18 protein-coding genes are annotated in these 19,813 nt (G+C 61.3%); 9 read left to right on the top strand and 9 right to left on the bottom strand.

The genetic code is table 11. The annotated features are described in order from the left end of the window. Positions 1-138 precede the first annotated feature (138 nt). Entirely contained in the window at positions 139-552 is a 414-nt protein-coding gene (locus VGU25_14725) for an iron-sulfur cluster assembly accessory protein (protein HEV2578456.1), read from the top strand. Between the two features lies 1 nt (position 553). On the opposite strand, the gene VGU25_14720 is transcribed toward VGU25_14725, so the two are convergent. Continuing rightward, positions 554-826, bottom strand: a complete 273-nt coding sequence (locus VGU25_14720) for a DUF4242 domain-containing protein (protein ID HEV2578455.1) — start codon at positions 824-826, stop codon at positions 554-556. 53 nt (positions 827-879) lie between these two features. On the opposite strand from VGU25_14720, the gene hscB reads away from it, so the two are divergent. Beyond that, positions 880-1,518, top strand: coding sequence for a Fe-S protein assembly co-chaperone HscB (gene hscB / locus VGU25_14715; protein ID HEV2578454.1), 639 nt, complete (start codon positions 880-882; stop codon positions 1,516-1,518). A 151-nt stretch (positions 1,519-1,669) separates the two neighbouring features. Continuing rightward, positions 1,670-2,557 carry a subclass B3 metallo-beta-lactamase gene (bla, locus tag VGU25_14710; GenBank protein ID HEV2578453.1) on the top strand — a complete coding sequence of 296 codons (888 nt, stop codon included), beginning with the start codon at positions 1,670-1,672 and terminating at the stop codon, positions 2,555-2,557. 4 nt (positions 2,558-2,561) lie between these two features. On the opposite strand, the gene VGU25_14705 is transcribed toward bla, so the two are convergent. Beyond that, positions 2,562-3,044, bottom strand: coding sequence for a DinB family protein (locus VGU25_14705; GenBank protein ID HEV2578452.1), 483 nt, complete (start codon positions 3,042-3,044; stop codon positions 2,562-2,564). Beyond that, a complete protein-coding gene (locus VGU25_14700) occupies positions 3,041-3,502 on the bottom strand; it encodes a VOC family protein (GenBank protein ID HEV2578451.1) in 462 nt (153 codons plus the stop codon). The genes VGU25_14705 and VGU25_14700 overlap by 4 nt, the downstream gene beginning before the upstream one ends. 272 nt (positions 3,503-3,774) lie before the next feature. Between VGU25_14700 and VGU25_14695 the strand changes: the two genes are divergently transcribed. Then, positions 3,775-4,170, top strand: a complete 396-nt coding sequence (locus VGU25_14695) for a YidB family protein (GenBank protein HEV2578450.1) — start codon at positions 3,775-3,777, stop codon at positions 4,168-4,170. Here the strand turns inward: VGU25_14695 and ggt are convergent. Next, positions 4,167-6,101, bottom strand: coding sequence for a gamma-glutamyltransferase (ggt, locus tag VGU25_14690; protein HEV2578449.1), 1,935 nt, complete (start codon positions 6,099-6,101; stop codon positions 4,167-4,169). The two genes, VGU25_14695 and ggt, sit on opposite strands and share 4 nt — an antisense overlap. 94 nt (positions 6,102-6,195) lie before the next feature. Here ggt and VGU25_14685 point away from each other — a divergent pair, with 94 nt between their 5' ends. Then, a complete protein-coding gene (locus tag VGU25_14685; GenBank protein ID HEV2578448.1) occupies positions 6,196-7,050 on the top strand; it encodes a nuclear transport factor 2 family protein in 855 nt (284 codons plus the stop codon). 22 nt (positions 7,051-7,072) lie between these two features. Here VGU25_14685 and VGU25_14680 read toward each other — a convergent pair whose 3' ends face one another. Next, positions 7,073-8,413, bottom strand: coding sequence for an alginate lyase family protein (locus tag VGU25_14680; protein ID HEV2578447.1), 1,341 nt, complete (start codon positions 8,411-8,413; stop codon positions 7,073-7,075). A gap of 162 nt (positions 8,414-8,575) precedes the next feature. On the opposite strand from VGU25_14680, the gene VGU25_14675 reads away from it, so the two are divergent. Both VGU25_14675 and clpB read left to right on the top strand, forming a co-directional pair. Next, on the top strand, positions 8,576-9,082 hold the full coding sequence (locus tag VGU25_14675; GenBank protein HEV2578446.1) for an Hsp20/alpha crystallin family protein: 507 nt from the start codon (positions 8,576-8,578) through the stop codon (positions 9,080-9,082). 296 nt (positions 9,083-9,378) lie between these two features. After that, complete coding sequence (clpB, locus tag VGU25_14670; GenBank protein ID HEV2578445.1) at positions 9,379-12,090, top strand: ATP-dependent chaperone ClpB; 2,712 nt, start codon at positions 9,379-9,381, stop codon at positions 12,088-12,090. Between the two features lie 51 nt (positions 12,091-12,141). Here clpB and VGU25_14665 read toward each other — a convergent pair whose 3' ends face one another. The 4 genes from VGU25_14665 to VGU25_14650 form a co-directional block, all read right to left on the bottom strand. Further along, positions 12,142-13,755, bottom strand: a complete 1,614-nt coding sequence (locus VGU25_14665; GenBank protein ID HEV2578444.1) for a glycosyltransferase family 39 protein — start codon at positions 13,753-13,755, stop codon at positions 12,142-12,144. Then, a complete protein-coding gene (locus VGU25_14660) occupies positions 13,745-15,352 on the bottom strand; it encodes a glycosyltransferase family 39 protein (GenBank protein ID HEV2578443.1) in 1,608 nt (535 codons plus the stop codon). The genes VGU25_14665 and VGU25_14660 overlap by 11 nt, the downstream gene beginning before the upstream one ends. Further along, positions 15,349-16,395, bottom strand: coding sequence for a UbiA family prenyltransferase (locus VGU25_14655; GenBank protein HEV2578442.1), 1,047 nt, complete (start codon positions 16,393-16,395; stop codon positions 15,349-15,351). Before VGU25_14655 ends, VGU25_14660 begins: the two co-directional genes overlap by 4 nt. A 174-nt stretch (positions 16,396-16,569) precedes the next feature. Then, positions 16,570-17,613, bottom strand: coding sequence for an NAD(P)-dependent oxidoreductase (locus VGU25_14650; protein ID HEV2578441.1), 1,044 nt, complete (start codon positions 17,611-17,613; stop codon positions 16,570-16,572). Between the two features lie 119 nt (positions 17,614-17,732). On the opposite strand from VGU25_14650, the gene VGU25_14645 reads away from it, so the two are divergent. Together VGU25_14645 and VGU25_14640 are read left to right on the top strand one after the other, a co-directional pair. Further along, a complete protein-coding gene (locus tag VGU25_14645; protein HEV2578440.1) occupies positions 17,733-19,439 on the top strand; it encodes an NAD(P)/FAD-dependent oxidoreductase in 1,707 nt (568 codons plus the stop codon). Continuing rightward, on the top strand, positions 19,436-19,813 hold the full coding sequence (locus tag VGU25_14640; protein ID HEV2578439.1) for a hypothetical protein: 378 nt from the start codon (positions 19,436-19,438) through the stop codon (positions 19,811-19,813). The genes VGU25_14645 and VGU25_14640 overlap by 4 nt, the downstream gene beginning before the upstream one ends.

Raw genomic sequence — 19,813 nt, 5'->3', positions numbered from 1 at the left:
GCATGCCGCTTTTCTTGCTGTCATCCCCGAAGGGGATCTGCTTTTCTGCCCTAACTAATGTCGACCCTCCTCCAACCCGGAACCGCTGCCCCCAAGCCCGGCGCCTCTACCGAGACGTCGAAGGACCCGTTGGCGGGCATGACGCTCCTCACCGCCGAAGGCCAGGAGCCTCGCGCGAAAGCTGCCGTCGAGATCACGAAGAACGCCCTCAAGCGCATCCGCATCGCCATGGCCAAAGAGGGCATCTCGCCCGACGCCGGCGGCCTGCGCCTCGGCATTCAGGGCGGCGGCTGCTCCGGCCTCAGCTACAACATCCGCTTCGACACGCAGCCTCGCGAGCGCGATCGCGTCTTCGTCTTCGGCGCCGGCGTCGAAACCCCCAACGACCCGAGCGGCGCCAAGCCCATCCGCGTCTTCGTCGACCCCAAGTCCTTCCTCTACCTCGCGGGCATGGTGCTGGACTTCGAAGAGACCCTCATGCGCCAGGGCTTCAACTTCATCAATCCAAACTCGACGAAATCCTGCGGCTGCGGCAGCAGCTTCTCCGCGTAGCTCATTCCGCCGTCGTCGGATCAATCACCGTCGTCACTTCCTCCACTGAATTCGCCGGAAACCCACCCAGCTTCGCATGCTCGCGAACCATCTCGGCATTGGGCGCGATGTAGATGCAGTACAGCTTGTCTTTAGTCGCATAGGACTGCAGCCACTGAATCTGTGGCCCCAGCTTGTTCAGCACTCCACAAGACGTTTGCGAAGCAGCCTTCAACTGCTCCGGAGTCCAACCTCCCAGGCCGGGAATCTCGCGCTCGATAACAAACTTTGGCATGAATTAGCTCCTGATTTGGATTCCAGGCCCGACAAAGTACCCTAAGAGACGGCATGAGTCACGACGACCAGAAGAACGGCCAGCCCAATTACTTCACGCAGTTCGACCTTCCCCGCCACCTCAACATCGATACGGCGGCACTCGAAAAGTCCTTCTACGCGCATTCACGAAAGCTGCACCCGGACCGCTTCGCCTCTCGGCCCGCCGCCGAGCAGGAGGCAGCGCTTGCGGCCAGTTCGCGACTGAACGACGCCTATCGTACCCTGCGGGACCCCATCGCGAGAACCGAATATCTGCTCCAGCTCGAGGGAATCCAACTCGAAGAGCAGTCTCGTGCCGCGACCGACGCCGCTCGCGCTGCCGGCACGGAGAAGAAGCAGGTCGCGCCCCCCGATCTTCTCGAAGAAGCCTTTGAGCTCAACATGCAGCTCGAAGAGATGCGCATGGCAAAGCAGATGGGCGATGACGATCCGCAAACTCGCGCCGACCTCGAAGCCGCACGCACGAAGTTCACCGCCATGCTCAACGACGCGCAGCAGCAGCTCGAAGCGCTCTGGTCCAAGTGGGACGCCGCCGAAGACACCAACGACCCCGCCGCCCGCGACCGCGCCAAACAATCCATGATCGCGCTGCTTAACCGGCGCAGCTACATCCGCAATCTCGTCCGCGATGTAAACGCCACCCTGGAGTAACAACCGCCGTGGCGCACCTTTGCGAATCTTGGCGCCCTTCGCGTCAAAGTCTTTCCTGCCAACTCACACTCGCAACTCGAAACAAACCGAACCGTGTCTTCCCTGGTTCCTCCACAGCTTTCCCCACCCCCGAATCGGCTACCCATAACAAATGCGCCGCCTCATCCTCATCCTGCTCTTCCCCTTGCTCCTCGCGACCGCCACCCGCGCCGACGAGCACCCGGACTGGACCACCCAGATCACGCCGTTCCGCATCGCCGACAATCTCTACTACGTCGGCAGCCGCGATCTCGCGTCTTACCTTATCACCACGCCGCAGGGCGACATCCTGATCAACTCCAACCTCGAAACCTCGCCTCCGCAGATCCGCCACAGCGTGGAGCAGCTCGGCTTTCACTGGAGCGACATCAGGATCCTGCTGATCAGCCACGCGCATTCTGATCACGCAGCCGGGAGCGCGCAAATCCTGCGCGAAACGCATGCGAAATACATGGTGATGGACGGCGACGTTCCCGTTGTCGAAAGCGGCGGCGCAACCGACTTCGCCTACGGTCCCAAGCCGCAATATCCTCGCGCGCACGTTGATCGCATCCTGCACGATGGCAGCACCGTTACGCTCGGCAACGTCACACTCACGGCTCACAAAACCGCCGGCCACACGCGCGGCTGCACCACCTGGACGACGCGCGTACACCTTCCCGGCGAGCCCGCCGACAAGCTTCGCAACGTCCTCATCGTTGGAAGCTGGAATGTGAATCCGGGCTATCGGCTCGTCGCCGCGCACGGCAAACCCGCATCGTATCCCGGCATCGCGCAGGATTACGAGCACGCCTTCGCTGTCTTTCGCTCGCTGCCCTGCGATATCTTCCTCGGCGCGCACGGCCAATACTTCGACATGCTGGCCAAGCTGGCGCGAATGCCGCAGCAGGGCGACTCAGTCTGGATCGATCCCAACGGCTACAAGGCTGCCATTGCCGAGCGACAGCAGGCGTTCGAAACAGAGCTGCACAAGCAACAAACCACCGTGCACACCCACTGACCCGCTAACCCGCTGACTCGCTGACTTGCTTCTCCAAGCGCTCGAGATGATGGAGATCGTGGCCGGCCATCGTCTCCACGATCGTCCAGACGGGCATCGTTCCGCGCTCAGGATGATTGATCTCGAACGTTTTCTGCTGTTGCGTCAACGACCGCACGAACGCCACATTCCACGCACGTAATGCGCGATAGGTAGCCATGGCTGCCGCGGCGCTATACGCGCTGTAGTTGCGCGCCCAGTCGTCCTGGTCAAAGGGCTGTATGTCGACACCGGCCGCTCCCTGGCGCAGCCGGAATCCGAACGCAAGTTCGCAATCGGCGAGATGCGCGATGATTTCGCGAATGCTCCATTTGTCCGGAGCAGGCCGCTTCTCAATCTGCTCACTGCTCAATTTTCCGAGCAGCGCCTCGAGCCTCGCCGGCGTGGCTTCCATCACTTCGACCGGGTCACGCTGGCCAAGCTCTGGGGCATAGGGGTTCAGACTCATGCGGTTCCCTCCGCCGCGGGAGCTGACTGGCCGGCCCACGGGTTGTAGCTGCCGACCCACCAGATGTGGCCTTCGGGGTCGCAGCAGGAAAAGCTCTTGCCGCCGTACTCGGGCGCGTTGAGCTCCTGCACGATCTCGACCCCAGCCGCTTTCACGCGCTCGTAGATGGCCACGCAGTCGTCGTTGCTGTCGGCGATGATACACAGGCCGACGGTCTCGCGGCCGCCGGTCTCTTTCACGTCGATCCAGCGGCGCGCGTAGACGTGATCGGCGTCTGTCACTGAGCCGAGCATGAGCATCCCCTTGCCGCGCGTAAGCTGCGCGTGCGCGACGGTATTGTTCGGCCCTTCGAATACCGCTTGCTTTTCGAAGCCGAAGACGCGGACGAGCCAGTCGATAGCAGCATGCGCGTCGTGGTAGCGGAGGCTGGGGATAATAGTGGAGCCTTGGATCCTCATACTGTGTTCCTTTGTGACGTGTGCAGAATCCTACTAACCCTACCCCTCCCCCCGGCAAATTTGCGCAAAATCTTGAAATTGCACGGTTTGGGCTTGGACCTTCTGCTAAATTCCCTCGAATGTTTCAGTTACAGTCAAAGTCTTGAAACGAGACAAGTTAGAGGATGGGGGGGGTACTTTTTTTTCGATGTGCCCCGCGTGCGACGGGCGTTGCGCGGAGGGCGTAGGATGCGCGATACGACTTCTCTATCCCCGAAGGAGGCAAGGCAAAAATGGGACTTCTCGACAATCTGGAATCGATGGCTGCCGGATCAATGGCGCAGAGCGGAAATCCCACGGCGAAGGTTGCAGGCGGCTTGATGGAGGCGCTCGACCAGCATCCCGGTGGCCTTGGCGCCATTATGCAGAACTTCCGCAACAATGGGCTGGGCGGCCACGTCGACGCGATGCAGAACGGCCAGACGCCGACAGTTACGCCTGACCAGGTGCAGACCGGACTGCAGGGCACGGACATCATCGACACGGTGGCGCAGAAAGTCGGTGTATCGCCGGAGGTTGCAAAGGTGGCGATGGCGACCGTGCTGCCGATGGTGATGGCACACTTTGCGCAGAACGGCAGCGCACCGAGCGGGAGTGTGCTGGGCGGGATGCTGTCGAAGTTCGCCTAGTAGCCGGCGGCTTTGCCGAAGTGGTGGCGGTGATCCTGGCCGCCCGTGAGTTCGCCGGTTTCGGGGTCGACGGCAATGAGCTCGCTGTCGCCCCAGATGCCGGGGCTGTTGAAGTCCTTCGCGCCGGCGCGCTCGGTGCTGTAACCGTCTGCAGTCATCGCGTCCACGACGTTCTGCGGGAAGGCCTTTTCGAACTGCAGCGTGTCAGGCATCCACTGGTGGTGGAAGCGCGGAGCGTCGGCGTCGGCCTGGATGTCGAGACCGTTGTCGACGACGCTGATGAGGTCGTTGGCGACGGTGGTGATGATGGTGGAACCACCCGGGCTGCCGAGCACGAGCCGGAGTTTGCCGGGTGTGCAGGCGACGGCGCCGCGAACGGCCTGAAATTCCGCAGTCTTTCCATTACCAGCTGCGGCGCGCGGCCGCGAGGACAGTGTCCTGCACACGGGCGGCCCGCTCACGATCGTAGGCGTCATGCAGGAGAGCGGGCGTTTGCCAGGCGCGATGGCGTTCGCCGGTCCTTGAATGAGGCCGAAGCCGTTGGGCACGCCCATCTTGGAGGCGAAGTCGTCCATCTCGTCGTTGAGCAGGAAGCCGAGCTTGTCGACGGTCATGCCGTTGCCGAAACCGAAGTTGAGCGTGTAGGTCATGGCGACGGCGTTGCCCTGCGCGTCGACGACGGAGAAGTGCGTCGTCTGATTGGATTCAGGCGCGATCGGCGAGAGCTTCGGCGGCTCCGGCATGAAGCCGGGCGGGCGCGTGAGTGTGGCGGAGGGCGAGGGCTCCACAGGGTCGATGGTCTTGCGCCACGCGGCCGCGTAGGCAGGGTTGGCCATCTGCTTCAGCGGCATGTGCGGGTTGAAGTCGGGGTCGCCGAGGAAGTCGGCGCGGTCCATGTAGGCGCGCCGGAAGGCTTCGGTGATGTAGTGGACCTGAGCCGGCGAGCGGTCAGGTGTGGCTTGGCCGTTCAGGTGTGTGAGGTCGTAGCCGGAGAGGATGTTCAGAGTTTCAATCAGGACGATGCCGCCGGAGCTGGGCGGCGGCGAGGTGAGCACCTCGAGCCCGCGATAATGGCCGATGAGCGGCGTGCGCTCTTTGACTTGATAGCTGGCGAGATCCTTCGCCGTGATGAGGCCGCCGTTGGCTTTTTCGTACGCAGCAATTTGCTGAGCTATAGCCCCGCGGTAGAAGCTGGATGGATTGCGCGCAATCTGGCGAAGGGTTGCGGCCAGCTCGGGCTGGATGAGGCGGTCGCCGCCCTTGTAGAAGTTGCCGTCGCGCTGGAAGATGCGGCGCGAGGTTGGGTACGGGGTGAGGTTGCGCGAGTGAAAGATGCGCGCTTCTTCATCGGTGAGGACGAAGCCTGCGGAAGCGAGACGGATCGCGGGCGCCATGACGCGGCTTAGGCCCAGGCGGCCGTAGTGCTGCTCGGCGTAGACGAGACCGGCGACAGTGCCGGGAACGCCGGACGCCTTCGGGCCATCGATCGACATGCGCGGGATGACGTTGCCCTGCGCGTCGAGATACATGTTGGCACTGGCGGCGGCGGGAGCTTTCTCGCGGAAGTCGAGGAAGTGAGGCTTCGAGGTTTTTGCTGGGTGAGCGCTTCCGAGGCCGTGGCCGCCGGGGCGAATGAGCATGAAACCGCCTCCGCCGATGTTGCCTGCGGCCGGAAAGGTGACGGCGAGCGCGAAGCCGACCGCAACCGCGGCGTCGACGGCATTGCCGCCCGCGTGGAGGATTTCGACGCCGGCGTCGGTGGCGTCGTGCTGAATGCTCACGACCATCGCGTGCTGCGTGCGCACGGGCGGCGTCGGCGGGATGGGCGAGCCGGGAGCAGGTTCAGTCAGTGCAGTCTGGGCGAGGGCGCTCGCTGTGAAGAGCGAGAGTGTAGCGATGGAGAGAAGCCTGCGGCGAAGAGTCGTTTTCATGCGTCCGGAATCAGCTAATGATAGCGGGAACAATGCAGGGGCAACGGGCGTATGAAAAGCAACGGGCCAGTTTGTGCAAGGAAGGCGGCAAACGATGAAGACGCTGTTACGTGCAGTGGTGTGGATCTGCATGGTGTTCCTGATGCTGGGCGCGGCCTGGGGACAGAGGGATTCGGGCGCGAGCGCAGATGCGACTGCGGTCGACGTTTCGGGGCGCTGGCTGGGCTCGTTCGACATTATGCGGCAGGACGGCACCGTAGAGCCGGACAACGCGGTGTTCGAGCTGAAGCAGAGCGGACGAACGCTGGCGGGCAGCGCAGGTCAGAGTGAGAGCAAGATGACCCCGCTGAAGGAAGGCGAGGTCACGAATGAGACCGTGCGCTTCACGGTGGTGGTTCATCAGAATATGCCGGTGCATTTCGCGCTGAAAGTGGAAGGTGACCGCCTGCGCGGAGAAGCTACAGGCCTGCCGGGCCTGGAGCCAGGTTCGACCGTGACGGTGAATGTGGCGCGGTGGCCGGAGGGCACGCCTGCGCCGGAGATTGTGCACGCGCAGGACGTGCTGTTTAGGACGGTCGCAGGGCTGGATACGAAGCTGTTCGACGCGTATAACCACTGCGACCTGGAGACGATGGGCGCGATGGTCGAGGACGGGCTCGAGTTCTACCACGACAAGACGGGGCTGATGGTGGGCAAGCAGCCGTTTCTTGAGGCGATCAAGAACAACATCTGCGGAAAGGTGGAGCGCACGCTGGTTCCGGGATCGCTGGAGGTGTATCCGCTGAAGGATTATGGAGCGGTGGAGATTGGCGTGCACCGGTTCTCGCATCCCGGACACCCGGACGACGGAATGGGTGAGGCGAAGTTTGTGACATTGTGGGAGAACAAGAACGGGACGTGGAAGATGTCGCGCGCGATCAGCTTCGATCATGAGCCCGTGAAGCAGTAGGCGTCGGTGGGGATGTGACGCTCTATGCGACCCAGAGCAGCGGCTGGCGGATGGGGTAGTTGCGAATGATCTCGGGGTCGGTGGGATCGGGGTCGAGGCGGCGCCAGAGCGCGATGTAGTCGGAGCGATCGCAGGCGAGGCCGCAGAAGAGCAGGCCGGGCGAGCGCACCGGCCATGCGTCCCAGTGCTGGATGTCGTGCGCGTAGGGCCAGCGCAATTTGTCGTCGAGATAGGGATAGAGAAAAGCCGCGGCGCGGCAGAGAGCGGCGCGGGCGGGGGCGTGTGTGTTTGTCGGGAACGGGAACTTAGCGGCTGATTCCGAGATGTCTGACCGGCTGTTGACGGAGGGTGTGAAGCTCGTCTTGTTCGGCGGCGGCGTTTGCGAGGGTACTAAGAACGAGCCTCCCTTTGGGGGTGGGGGCGGCGGCGTTGATGGTGAGGTCGCGAGGATGCCGAGCGACCAGCCGAGGGTGGTGGCGCAGTCGAACTGGAAGATGGAGTAGCCGTAGGGCTTGGTGCGGGCGAGCTCGCGGGGGAAGCTGCCGTTGGCGGCCTCCTGCTGGGGGAGCTGGAGGGTCTCGAAGCGGGTGCGGACCTCGTCGCGAGTGAGGTTGTCGCCGGCGAGGCGCGCGAACTCGGCGGCCTGGAGCGCCCAGGCGATGGCGTGGTTGTTGGTGGCGTCGCGCTCTTTGAGGCCGGGGGCGGAGGTCTTCATCCAGTTGAGGTAGTCGCGTAACCACTGCTGGACGGCGGCGAAGTTCGCCGGACCGAGCGCGTCTTTCAGGAACCCGGCGGCGCGCGCGGGCTCGACGAGGTGGAGGGTGTCGATGATGCCGTAGGAGCGGCCGGTGGGGCCGCCCGGGTAGCCCTGCGCATACTCGAGGCTCGGATTCATGCGGGTGGCCGGGGTGACGAACCAGGCGACAAGGTGCGCGGCGGCGGCGCGGGCGAAGTCTTCCCGGCGGGTGAGCAGGAACCCGGCGGTGAGGGCGGGGACAGCCTGCGAGAGCCGGATCATGGCCTGGCGGTGAAGTTGGAAATTGGCCGGGTTGGACTTGCCGTCAATTTCCTTCCAGGGGCCGTTGGGATTCGCCGGGTTGGGCCAGAAGTAGTCCGCCTGGGAGAAGAAGTCGTGCAGGGTGCCGGGGGAGTTGGGCGCGGGGAAGTCGGTGAGGGTCTGAGGCTTGGCCGTAAGCCACTGATTTGCAAGGCGAAGGATGCGGTCGCGGTCGACGGCGGCGACGAGGCTGTAGGCGCTGGCAGGGGGCGGTTCTATCACCGAGAGGCGGTGGGCCGGGAGACGGCGGGCTGCGAGGGCGGCGGCGGAGAGAAGGCAGAAGCGGCGGCGGCCGAGGCTGGACACCAGACCACGATACCGGGATTGCTCCGCGTGGAACAATGTGAGTGACTTTTTAGTAGATTTTATGCAACCATTACGCTATAGTTTCGTCTAAGAGGATGCGGGCAAGGCAAAGGGGCCGCCCGCACACCTTATAAGTGCATGGAATGCAAGGAGATGAAGACGATGGCGATTACACGATTTGTTCCGTTCCGCAGTGGATTCAGCGATATGGCGGTTCTGCAGAATCGGCTCAACTCGATCTTCAGCGACTTCGGTCGCAGCTTCGAGGGCGAGGGCGAGACGCTTGGCGCGGGGAACTTCGTTCCGGCTGTGGATGTGTACGAGGACGCGCAGAAGGTGGCGCTGAAGCTCGAGGTTCCGGGAATCCGCCCGGACGATCTGGACATCCGCGTTGAGGGCCGGACGCTGACGGTGCGCGGCGAGCGCAAGTTCGAGTCCGAGGAGAAGGAGGAGAACTTCCACCGGATCGAGCGGCGCTATGGCAGCTTCGTGCGGAGCTTCACGCTGCCGGCGACGGTTGACACGGAGTCGATTGATGCGCAGAGCGCCGATGGCGTGCTGACGATCACGCTGTCCAAGAAACCGGAGGCCAAGCCGAAGCAGATTACCGTGAAGGCGGGGTCGAACGCGCAGCAGCCGAAGCAGGTTGAGGCGCAGAGCCAGAAGTAAGCAGAGTTGTTCGATCAGTGGTCAGGGCGGGCGTCATTGCCCGCCCTGCTTATTTCAGGCGCGATCAGCGGCGAGACGGAAATATATGAGCAAGAGAGACTCACGCGGTGCTTCAGGATTGGTGCAACCGGCAGGATCGCCATCTGGGATTTCGTCGTTTTGAAGCATTTTTGTGCAGCTTTAGATAGATTTTGACGGGTTTTGAAACTTGAGCGTAAGTCACTAAGATTTTGCGTCCGGCGGATGGATTGGGTCATCGAACGAGAGTAAAGTTTTGTGTTTAAGAGGGTGAAGATATGGCAATCAAGTGGGACAAACTGACCGTGAAATCGCAGGAGGCGATTCAGGGAGCAGTGCAGCACGCGGCGGAGAACGGCAATCCGGAGGTCCAGCCGCTGCATTTGATGGCGGCGCTGCTGGAGGACAAGGAAGGCGTTGTGCTGCCCGTGCTCGAGAAGATCGGCGTGGGCCCGCAGCAGTTGCTGGCGGCGGTAAACGGGGCGATCGCGAAGCTACCGAAGGTGCAGGGCGCGAGCCAGCAGCCAGGGATGGGCGCGGCGCTGACGAAGGTGCTGGACCAGGCGTTCAAGGAAGCCGAGAACTTCAAGGATGATTACGTCTCGACGGAGCATCTGCTGCTGGCGCTCGCGAAACAGAAGGGCGAGCCGGTGCAGACCGCGCTGGCTGCGCAGGGCGCGACGTATGACGCGATCCTGAAGGGGCTGCAGGCGGTGCGCGGAAGCCAGCGCGTGACGGACCAGAATCCTGAGGGCAAGTTCCAGGCGCTCGAGAAGTATGCGAAGGACCTTACTGAGCTGGCGCGCAAGGGCAAGCTGGATCCGGTGATCGGGCGCGATGAAGAGATCCGGCGTGTTGTGCAGGTGCTGAGCCGGCGCACGAAGAACAACCCGGTACTGATTGGCGAACCAGGCGTGGGCAAGACTGCGATCGTTGAAGGGCTGGCGCGGCGGATTGTGCAGGGTGATGTGCCGGAGATTCTGCGCGACAAGCGCGTGGTTTCGCTGGACCTGGGCTCGATGCTTGCGGGTGCGAAGTTCCGCGGGGAATTTGAGGAACGCCTGAAGGCGGTGCTGAAGGAGATTGAGGAGTCGAACGGGCAGATCATTCTGTTCATTGACGAGCTGCATACGCTGGTAGGCGCTGGAGCGGCCGAGGGAGCGATTGACGCGAGCAATATGCTGAAGCCGCCGCTGGCGCGCGGAGAGCTGCGTGCGATTGGTGCGACGACGCTGAACGAGTATCGCAAGTACATCGAGAAGGACGCGGCGCTGGAGCGGCGCTTTCAGATTGTGTTTGTGGGCGAGCCGAATGTAGAGGACACGATTGCGATTCTGCGCGGGCTGCGCGAGCGGTACGAAACGCACCACAAGGTGCGGATCAAGGATTCGGCGCTGGTTGCGGCGGCGGAGTTGTCGCATCGGTATATTTCGGACAGATTTTTGCCGGACAAGGCGATTGATCTTGTGGATGAGGCTGCGGCGTCGCTGGCGGTTCAGATTGGAAGTGTGCCGGTTGAGATCGATGATCTAGAGCGGCGCGCGACGTCGCTCGAGATTGAAAAAAATGCCTTGCAGCGGGAGAACGATCCGAACTCGCGTGAGCGGTTGAACGAGGTCGAGCGTGAGCTGGCGGAGGTTCGTGAGCTCGCCGCGGGGTTGCGTGCGCGCTGGCAGAAGGAGCGCGGGGCCATTGGTGAAATTGCCTCATTGAAGGAGCGGCTGGAGCAGTTGCGTTTCGAAGCCGATCAGGCCACGCGCAAGGGCGATCTGCAGCGTGCGGCGGAGTTGCAGTACGGCGAGATTCCGAAGGCCGAGCGCGAGCTGAAGGAGTTGACGGCGGAGCAGGATGGGCTGAAGGCAGCTGAGGCAGCGATGCAGCCCACTCATCCCGGCGATAAGACCGCCGGTATGAATGGGGCACCCGGATCTTCAGGGAGTCACCGCTTGCTGAAGGAAGAGGTCGACGAGGAGGATGTTGCGAAGATTGTCTCCAAGTGGACCGGCATTCCTGTTTCGAAGATGCTGGAAGGCGAGGTGCAGAAGCTGACGCAGATGGAAGATCGTCTGCGCGAGCGCGTGGTTGGACAGGATGAGGCACTGCAGGTAGTGGCGAATGCTATTCGTCGATCGCGCGCGGGCTTGAGTGATCCGAAGCGGCCGATTGGAAGCTTCATCTTCCTTGGCCCGACGGGCGTTGGAAAGACGGAGACAGCGCGCGCGCTTGCGGAATTTCTGTTCGATGACGAGCAGGCGATGGTGCGCATCGACATGAGCGAGTACATGGAGAAGCATGCTGTGGCTCGGTTGATCGGCGCGCCTCCGGGGTATGTCGGCTTTGATGAAGGCGGTCAACTCACCGAAGCGATTCGGCGCAGACCGTATGCTGTGGTGCTGTTCGATGAGATCGAGAAGGCGCATCCGGATGTGTTCAACGTGCTGCTGCAGGTGCTGGATGATGGAAGGCTGACGGATTCGAAGGGACGCACGGTGGACTTCAAGAACACGGTGCTGATCATGACGTCGAACATCGGCGCGAGCGCGCTGACCACTGCCTGGGCGAAGGGAGAAGACGGCTTCGAAGATGCGAAGAGCCGCGTGATGGAGGAGTTGCGGAAACACTTCCGTCCGGAGTTCCTGAATCGCGTGGACGATATCGTGGTGTTCCATCCGCTGAACGAGTCGCAGCTGGAACACATTGTTGATCTGCGACTGGATGATCTGCGCAAGCTGCTTGCGGACCGGCGCATCACGCTTGAGCTGACAGAGCCGGCGCGGAAGGCGATCTTCAAGGCCGGGTACGACCCGGTGTATGGAGCGCGGCCGTTGAAGCGAGCGATTCAGCGCATGGTGCAGAACCCGCTGGCGATGCAGATCCTGGAAGGCAAGGTTCTGCATGGCGATCATGTGGTGATCGACGCGGATAAGAGCGGCAAGCTCGAGTTCCGAACACACGAGGCATTGCATGCAGTGGACGCGCTTCGCGCCTGATATGCGAAGTCAACTTGAGGCGAGAGAGGCTGGAGTCGATCCAGCCTCTTCTTATTTTTTAAGGACGCTAGCCGCGGGTGCGTCAGATGTTGCGGGAATAGAGACCTGGAGAGCGTTGCCGCCAAGGGCTGTTCCGAGGTGAGTTATCTGTGCGTGCTCGGCGGCGAGCGCCTTACGTGTCCAGTCCCAGGCAGATTGAGAACTAATAAGCGTGTGTGGGCCGGTGCCTTCGAGTTGCTCCCAGCGCGCGAAGCGGATGTGAGTGAAGTGCGATTCATGCTCGGCTCCGAGCGAAGCGGTGTTGCGATGAAAGAATTTCAATTCTTCATCGGGAGAGTAGACGGCGACCAGATGAGAGCAGAAATCGGGATCGGATCCGTAGTAGCACTCGCGTTCGAGGTCGTTCAGTTCTCCGATGTAGATAAGACCGTCGGGGCTGGCGTGCAGCAGACGCTGCTTCATCTCGGGTGAGACGGCGAGGCTTGCGCGAATGGCTGCGGTGTTCGCGGCTTCCACGCGAATGTGGCAGGAGGCCACGACCACAATCGCTATAGCGAGGCAGGCGATGGTTGCGCGATAAGCCGATTCCTTACGCAGGGAGGCGCCGATGGCGATGCCGGTTAGTGCGGAGATTCCGAGAAGCGCACCGAGGACGTAGCGCAGCTCCATGCTGTGCGTGACAAAACGGCCGAGGAAATAGCCGAGGATGGGCAGCCCGGCGAGGATAAGCAGGAAGACGAACTCATTCCATGGAAGCGAAATCGCAGCGCGATGGCGAAGGCGAAAGCAGGTCGCCAGCACGATGATGCCGCAGAGAACGATCGCAATCATCATGAGGCGGAGAATCGTTCCGGGTAAGAAGAAGTCGATCAGCAGATTTCGATAGGCGATGACGATCGTGTGCACATTGATGGCGCCGATGTTGTAGTAGTGCTGCCTGAACGGCCGAAGGGCAGGTTGCAGCGGGAGGATCGCAAGGAGGCCCAACAGGCCAAGCGCGATGGCTGCGATGACGGGCCAGTCGAACCGGCGCGTGAGCAGCGTGCGAACAAATTCCGCAGAGACTATAGGGACGAAGAGCAGCACGCCGAAATAGTGGGTGTTGGGGGCCAGCGCCAGCGACAGCGCCAGACAGACCAGCGCGGGGCGAGTGTGGATCCGCCGGGTTGCGGCCTGATAACTGAGCGCGGCGATTCCAAATACTCCGAGCAACATGCCGTAAGGTCGGCCCTCGGTTGCGTAGTAGAGGGTGCCGGTAAGCGCGGGGAGGGCCATGGCGATGACGGCGGCGCGATTGCCTGCGATGTGTCGAGCAAAAAAGAAGAGACAGAACTGCATCACGAGGAAGCCGCAGAGCGATGGCAGGCGAATCGCGAATGCGTTGGCGCCGAAGATCAGGGTGCAGAGATGCGATGCGAAGTGGTAAGCGAGCGGATCGAGCGATATGGGTTGAACGCGCTGGATGTGGGCGATCTCGCGGAAGCCGCCTGCGATGTCAGTGCGGAGGACCAGGAACTCGTCCATCCACATGAGCTTGTTGTAGGACCAGAGCAGCGCGAGAGCGGCGGTCAGCAGAAGCATGCCGGTGGCGGCCAGGGGAAAACCGCCGGGGAAGATTGTGCGTCGGCGTTTTTCCGGAGGCGATGATTGGCTCTTAGTCAGCATGATTCACCGCGCTTGTTGCATTGCAGGGAGACGGGGCATTTATGCGGACAAGCTGCCCCCGCATGACGGGGCCAAGTGATTTTGCTGAGATGCCGGTGGCAGCCATCTCTTGATCGATCCAGGACCATGTGTCCGGATACGAGATCAACAGCGGTTTGTCCTGCTGCAGGAATTGGCAGTATGGCATGACGCGAAGTTGAGAGAAGCGTCCTAGATAGACGGCGGTAATCGCGTTTGTATTGTGTCCCAGCCAGTGAACTTCGCGCGGCTCGTCGTAGACCAGCGTGAGGCGTTGAGCGAGAGCCGGAGTGCGGGCGTAGTAAGTGTCCAGGAAAAAGTCGGTGAGGCTTTGCGTGTAGAGACGCTCGGAAGGATGCGTGTCCAGCTCCTGCTGAAGGCTGGAGGGGATGGTCATACTGGCCAGCAGAGAGGCTCCGCTCGCGCGGGCGGCAGCGATCTGCGCGGAGGTGATCGATATTGCCAGCAGAAGAATGGCGAACTCGAGGGCAGCGAAGAACGGCGTGGAGCGGAGGAAGCGATCGAGCACCAGGGCAGCGACTACCGCGAACGGGATGATGGTGGCGGCGACGTAACGGACCTCCATGGTGTGCGTGATGAAGCGACCGAAGAGAAAGCTGAAGAATGGAAGCGCTGCGAAGGCGAACAATGCTATCCACAGGGATTTGGATTCGCTGGCAGGGCGGCGAAGAAAACGACGGCGGCCTGACCAGAACAAAACAAGCACGCATACGACAAGAGTGAGCGCAGTGAGCCGCTGGGCTGTGATTGGCCATTGGCTATACATCACGAAGAGCTCGCGATAACCCTGCGAGATGTCGCGGATACCGACGCCGTTGATGTAGTAGTGGGTGCGGTAGGGTTGGAGCGCATGACGAAACGGGAGGATGACGAACACGGCTGCAAACCCTGCTGCGATAGCGAGGAGCATGGGCCGGTCGAGTCGACGGCGCTCGATAGTGCGAGCGATTTCACCGGAGGCGACGGGGACGAGAATCAATATCCCGAAGTAGTGGCTGGTGATGGCAAGGGCAATGGAGAGAGCGAGGCCGACCAAAGCCCATGTGCGACCAGTGCGTGAGTGCGACGGCGCTTCAGAATCCTGCGCCACGTACCAGCAGAGGAGCGCCATGGCGTAAAGACCGAGTAGAAGACCGTAGGGCCGCCCTTCCACCGAGTAGCGAAAGCTGGCGGTGACAAGAGGAAGAGTCATGGCCACAATCGCGGCGCGCGCGGAGGCAAGACGACGGACGAGCGCGTAGATCGAAATTTCCATGAGCAGAAATCCGAGGAGCGCAGGCAGCCGAAGCGCGATCGCATTTGCGCCGATCAACTTCATGAAGAAGTGCGACAGCAGATGGTATGTGGGTGGATCGAGAGATATGGGAGAGTGCAGTTGAACCCTGACCACGTGTGCAACCGAAGGCACGCTGTCGCTGTAGAAGGAGAGGAACTCATCCTGCCACAGCAGTCGCGCGTTCGACCAAAGCAGAGAGAGGACCGCCGTCAGGATGATTACGGAAGACGCCAGCAGAAGGGCGAGCGACTGACGGCTCTGCTGAGGTCGCGACTGGCTCATACGGGAGAGACGGAGTATCGCGCGGGGATTGGCACTTCAGATTGCGACTGCTGGTTCAGTGCAGGATTAACCTGCGGCAGCGTGGGGGTGAAGAAGTTTTCAAGCCGTGGAAGGCGAACGAAAAGCAGGATGCCGAGCACGAGCACTGTGGCAGCGAATGAGGCCATTAGCAAAGGCTCGCGGTAGAGCTTCTCGGGGTTCTGCGCGGCGCTCTCAGACTTGAACGCGATGTGGAGATAGATCGCCATTGTCAGCGCCACGAGCGGGAATCCAAGGATCAGCTCCATGCGGTACCGGATGATGAAGGCGCCGAGGAACAGCATGGCCGTGGAGGCGTAGAAGACGACTGAGACGAGCAGCGACTCCGGCGTGTATCGGCGGAAGGAGGCACGGTATGCGCCGGCGACGGAGTGATCTCCAGACTTGTGCAGCTCGTTGAGCTCGGAGAAGCGCTTGAGTGCCATGAAGTAGCAGCCGATCATCCAGTAAGCGACGAGCAGCGAGACCGGCGGAATGAGGAGGCTGGTGACCGCATACCAGCCGAGCAGCATGCGCAGAGGATTGTTGACCGACTCTGTGAGGACGTCCAGGTAGGGAACGTCCTTGGTGCGTACGGGCGGGAAGTTGTAGAGGCAGCCCATCATCCAGAGCACAAGCGCGGTCAGCGCAAACATGCGGGAGATATGCAATCCGATGGCGACGCCGGCGATCATCATCAACAGCCACTGCGCATAAGCAGCGCCGGTGTGAACCAGACCGCGGGCGGCGGGGCGATTGCGCTTTATGGGGTGAAGGCGGTCGAAGGGAGCGTCGAGGACTTCGTTGATGACGTAGTTGCTGCAGGCGACGAGCGTGATCGACACGAAGGCCAGCACGAGTTGCGGCAGCAGATGCCAGGTCCGCAGGCTGGGATCGACGCTGAGCGGAACGATGATGCCAGGCAGAACGAACAGGTTCTTGATGGAGTGGTCGAGCCGGACGATGGCGAGGTGCGCGCGAAGCCGCTCGGCGAAGGAGACCTCAGTGCGCTGGGTTGCTGGCATGAATGGAGTCTGTTTCCTCGAAGGTTATCCAATTCAAGTATAGCGAAGCGTTGTATCCAAAAGAGGCAGAACGAGATGCCGAGACCGGCCGCTCTACAGGCTCGGAACGGAGCCGCGAGCAGGATGTGAAAGCTACTCGCGCAAGGCCTGTTGGCCTCGGTTTATGGGAAGGCTTCAGGAGATCCATTTGAGCAAGCGGATGATTCCCATCGAAGCGGGCTTGCGGTGTGTCGAGACATTCGTGCGCGCGGCGATCTCGGCGCGGTTTGATGCGTAGTACTCGTAGGAGCGGAGCAACATCTCTTCGTTGGTCAGGGTGGGTTTCCAGCCGAGCCGCTGCTTGATGCGATCCGTGTCGAAGACGAAACTCTCGGCGATCATTTTGTAGTGGTAGGGGCCGAGCGGGGAGACACGCAGCTTGTGCGCGAGCATCATGGCAGCAATGGTCGGAGACTTCGGCAGTGAGCGCACTTTTGATTTGCTTCCAGCGGCGCGGATGACGCTCTCGTAGACCTCGCGCATGGAGCGGACGTTATCCGAGCCGATGTGGAAGAGGTCGGATTTTCCGTAACCAGCGGCCTGAATGCAGGCGGTGGCGAGGTCTTCGGCGTAGATGAACTGATAGTGGTTGTCGCCTTTGCCGACGACCCAGACGGTTTTGTTGTCGTCGATGAACTCGTAGAGAATCGCGAGCAGGCCGAGCCGGCCTGCGTCCATGATGGTGGGACAGCGAATCATGACGACGTCGAGATCCGTGGTGAACTCCTGGAGGAGCTGCTCGGCGGCGAGCTTGGACTTTCCATAGAGCTCGATGGGCGCGGGAACATCGCGCTCCTCATGTACCGGATGTCCGAGATTCGACGCCCACAGACAGTTCGTGGAAACAAAGACGAAGGGGCGAACGCCGGCGGCGCGGGCGGTCTCTGCGAGCAGGCGCGTGGCATCGACGTTGGATGTCCAAAGCAGGTGCTCGTCCATCTTCATGCCGTGGGCGAGCTGCGCGGCGACATGATAGACGGCGTCAAAGCGATGCTCGGCGAACGTGCGCGTGAGAAGGTCTTTGTCGCGAAGGTCGCCCTGGATGCTCGTCAGGCCGGGAAGGGTGTCTTCATCGGGCTCGAGATCGATATTGACGACGGTGTGGCCTTCGCGCAGCAGACGTCGCTTGAGTACGCCGCCAAAAAAACCAGAACCACCGGTGACGAGGACATGGGACATGAATAGTTTCATTCTCGATGATGAATCAGCAAAAGTCATTCATTGTGAGCGCCCGACGCGCGTTTCGCCGGTGACGGGACAGGTATACTCGACAGGCCGAAACATCTTCCAACCTCAGGATGTTGATGAAAAAGGCTGTAATCATTGGCGCCGGGCCCGCAGGCCTCACCGCAGCGCTGGAACTGCTTCGCCAGACTGAGATTCAACCGGTCGTGTTGGAAGCAAGTGACGAGATCGGCGGGATCTCGCGCACCATCCGCTACAAGGGAAACCGGATGGACATCGGCGGGCATCGTTTCTTTTCGAAAAGCGACCGCGTGATGCAGTGGTGGATTGAGCTGATGCCTCCTGTGGCGGACGGTGGCGACTCGGGAACCGTTGAGATTGCCTACCAGGGCAAGCGGCATCCGGTGCATGTGCCTGCGGAGTTGCCCGAGGAACCGCCTCTGCGCGGCATGGGACCGCTGACGGTCACGGACGAAAACGCCGCGGGGGTAGCTGACGAGCAGATCGAGTTGCCGCACGAGATGACTCTCGAAGCACCCGACCCCGAGGACAGCGATCACGTGATGCTGATCCGGCCGCGCAAGAGCCGCATTTACTATCTGCGGAAGTTCTTCGACTACCCGATCAAGCTGACAGGCAACACGATCAAGAACCTCGGTCCGGCACGCATGTCGCGCATCGGGATCAGCTATGTGGCGTCGCGGCTGCACCCGATCAAGGAAGAGAAGAGCCTCGAAGACTTTCTGATCAATCGCTTCGGGCGTGAGCTGTACCTGACGTTTTTCAAGAGCTATACCGAGAAGGTCTGGGGGACACCGTGCGACAAAATTTCCGCGGAGTGGGGCGCACAGCGGATCAAGGGGCTGAACCTGACGACCGCGCTGAAGCATTTTGTTCGCAAGGCGTTTGGACGGAACTCTGGCGGGGGAGAAAAAGACGTTGCGCAGAAGGGCACCGACACGTCGCTGATCGAACGCTTCCTTTATCCGAAGTTTGGGCCGGGGCAGCTTTGGGAGCACGTCGCGGACAAGGTCGTTGCTGCTGGCGGCGAGATTCACATGCAACGCAAGGTGGATCGGCTTGTGGTTGAGAACCAGCGCGTGGTTGCAGTGGAAACGCTGGACCCAGAGGGCAGACGCGAGCGCTTCGAAGGAGATTATTTCTTTTCGACCATGCCCATCAAAGAGCTGGTGCGCGCGCTTGCCGACGGCGGTGCGCAGGTTCCGGCGAACGTGCGCGAGGTGAGCGAGGGGCTTGAGTATCGCGACTTCATCACGGTGGGCGTGCTGGCCAACAATCTGGATGTGAAGGAGCCGGATGGCGGTCTGATTAAGGACACATGGATCTACATTCAGGAGCCGGACGTGATGCTGGGTCGGCTGCAGATCTTCAACAACTGGAGTCCGTACATGGTGGCCGATCCGTCGAAGGTCTGGATTGGGCTGGAGTACTTCTGCTACGACACCGACCCGCTATGGTCGAAACCGGATGAAGAGTTGAAGCAGTTTGCCGCGGGCGAGCTCGAGAAGATTGGCATTTTGAAGACGAGCGAGGTGCTGGATGCCCATGTGGCCCGCGTGCCCAAGACGTACCCGGCGTACTTCGGTACCTATGACCGTTTCGATGAATTGCGCTCGTGGGTGGATCAGTTGGACAATCTGTTCCTGGTCGGCCGTAACGGCATGCACAAGTACAACAACCAGGACCACTCCATGCTGACTGCGATGACTGTGGTGGATGGTTTGGCGAAAGGTCACGTGGACAAAGCCGCCGTCTGGTCGATCAACACGGAGCAGGAGTACCACGAGGAAAAGAAGTGAAGAAGCTGATTGCGCTGCTGGTTCTATTGCTGGTCGTCTTTGTCGGCGTTGAGAGAAAACGAGTTTACGTACGTGATCCGCTGGCGAGCGTCACGCGTGACGCCGCCAAAGTGGACGGCGAACAGGTGTACATCAACTTCTACAACGATGTGCTGCTGGAGAATGACAACCCGCCGATGCAGATGATGTTGGTGGAGCAGGGACAACCGATCGGGATTCCGACGAAGCTGCGCTGCATCCACTGGGTCGCGTGCCTCACGGACGCCGATGTGGCGACGACTTATCGCATGGCCGGCACGGTTAGCTCCATGACCAGCAAGGCCGTCGCATTTCGTGACGAGAGCGGCCGGCGCTGGATGGTGAAGCTGCACTAA

This window comes from Acidobacteriaceae bacterium (assembly GCA_035944135.1).
GTDB lineage: Bacteria > Acidobacteriota > Terriglobia > Terriglobales > Acidobacteriaceae > Granulicella.
Note: the sequence above shows the minus strand (reverse complement) of the source record. Positions and strands in the feature narration are given on the sequence as shown.

Coding starts and splice junctions, on each gene's coding strand:
- clpB (HEV2578445.1), top strand. CDS start 9,379: ATGGCAATCAAGTGGGACAAACTGACCGTGAAATCGCAGGAGGCGATT.
- VGU25_14725 (HEV2578456.1), top strand. CDS start 139: ATGACGCTCCTCACCGCCGAAGGCCAGGAGCCTCGCGCGAAAGCTGCC.
- VGU25_14665 (HEV2578444.1), bottom strand. CDS start 13,755: ATGCTGACTAAGAGCCAATCATCGCCTCCGGAAAAACGCCGACGCACA.
- VGU25_14660 (HEV2578443.1), bottom strand. CDS start 15,352: ATGAGCCAGTCGCGACCTCAGCAGAGCCGTCAGTCGCTCGCCCTTCTG.
- VGU25_14705 (HEV2578452.1), bottom strand. CDS start 3,044: ATGAGTCTGAACCCCTATGCCCCAGAGCTTGGCCAGCGTGACCCGGTC.
- VGU25_14720 (HEV2578455.1), bottom strand. CDS start 826: ATGCCAAAGTTTGTTATCGAGCGCGAGATTCCCGGCCTGGGAGGTTGG.
- VGU25_14645 (HEV2578440.1), top strand. CDS start 17,733: ATGTTGATGAAAAAGGCTGTAATCATTGGCGCCGGGCCCGCAGGCCTC.
- VGU25_14675 (HEV2578446.1), top strand. CDS start 8,576: ATGGCGATTACACGATTTGTTCCGTTCCGCAGTGGATTCAGCGATATG.
- VGU25_14655 (HEV2578442.1), bottom strand. CDS start 16,395: ATGCCAGCAACCCAGCGCACTGAGGTCTCCTTCGCCGAGCGGCTTCGC.
- hscB (HEV2578454.1), top strand. CDS start 880: ATGAGTCACGACGACCAGAAGAACGGCCAGCCCAATTACTTCACGCAG.
- VGU25_14650 (HEV2578441.1), bottom strand. CDS start 17,613: ATGTCCCATGTCCTCGTCACCGGTGGTTCTGGTTTTTTTGGCGGCGTA.
- VGU25_14695 (HEV2578450.1), top strand. CDS start 3,775: ATGGGACTTCTCGACAATCTGGAATCGATGGCTGCCGGATCAATGGCG.
- ggt (HEV2578449.1), bottom strand. CDS start 6,101: ATGAAAACGACTCTTCGCCGCAGGCTTCTCTCCATCGCTACACTCTCG.
- VGU25_14700 (HEV2578451.1), bottom strand. CDS start 3,502: ATGAGGATCCAAGGCTCCACTATTATCCCCAGCCTCCGCTACCACGAC.
- VGU25_14685 (HEV2578448.1), top strand. CDS start 6,196: ATGAAGACGCTGTTACGTGCAGTGGTGTGGATCTGCATGGTGTTCCTG.
- bla (HEV2578453.1), top strand. CDS start 1,670: ATGCGCCGCCTCATCCTCATCCTGCTCTTCCCCTTGCTCCTCGCGACC.